Here is an 819-nt window from a genome sequence, read left to right on the forward strand (position 1 = left end):
CCATAATCTAATAAAATTTATTGAAATAATGTTTTAATTTAAATTATTAACACCTTGTAGGATACGCTTAGCCATAATCGAACAAATCTATATTTTAATGACATTAAGCGCATTTTGAAGAAGACGCACAGCCATAATCGAATAAAATTTATTGAAATAATGTTTTAATTTAAATTATTAACACCTTGTAGGATACGCTTAGCCATAATCGAACAAATTTATATTTTAATGACATTAAGCGTATCCTGAAGGAGACGCACAGCCATAATTGAATAAATTTTATTGGAATAATATTTAAAATAAAATTATTAACATCTTGTAGGTTACGCTTAGCCTTTATGGGAATAATCCTTAATTTAATGCAAAGCTTGCGCATAACGTTCCGGCTGTAACTGACGTTTTTTTGCGCCCGATAAGGAAAAATGCGAAGCATTTTTACGGGCGCAAAAAAATGTGGCTACACAAAAGCGTGCAGAGGGCGAAGCCCGAACACGTTTTTGTGTAGCCTAGCCGCCGTTAGGCGGCGTACAGTTACAGACCTGTTATGCGTAGTTGCACCGTACTTTATTTCATACAAATAAATATTCCCTCGTCTCTTGCTGTTTTTATTATTTTATCCTTTTCCAATATATTTTTAAGATATATTTTAAATTCATTAATGTATTCTTCCGGCAAAACAATAACATTATCATATATTCCATTAAAAGACAAATAATAATTTATTATTGCTTCTATTTCATTTATTTCTAGTTTATTGTCATACCTTTCCAATATAACTTTCCCAAAATGTCTGGTTAATTGTTCCATTCCCTGTTAAGA

1 protein-coding gene is annotated in these 819 nt (G+C 31.1%); it reads right to left on the reverse strand.

Annotated features, from left to right (window positions below):
• Nucleotides 1-564: 564 nt before the first annotated feature.
• Nucleotides 565-807 carry a hypothetical protein gene (locus ACYVRH_RS13675; RefSeq protein WP_461257440.1) on the reverse strand — a complete coding sequence of 81 codons (243 nt, stop codon included), beginning with the start codon at nt 805-807 and terminating at the stop codon, nt 565-567.
• Nucleotides 808-819: the final 12 nt, after the last annotated feature.

The organism is Treponema sp. R80B11-R83G3, from assembly GCF_054786115.1.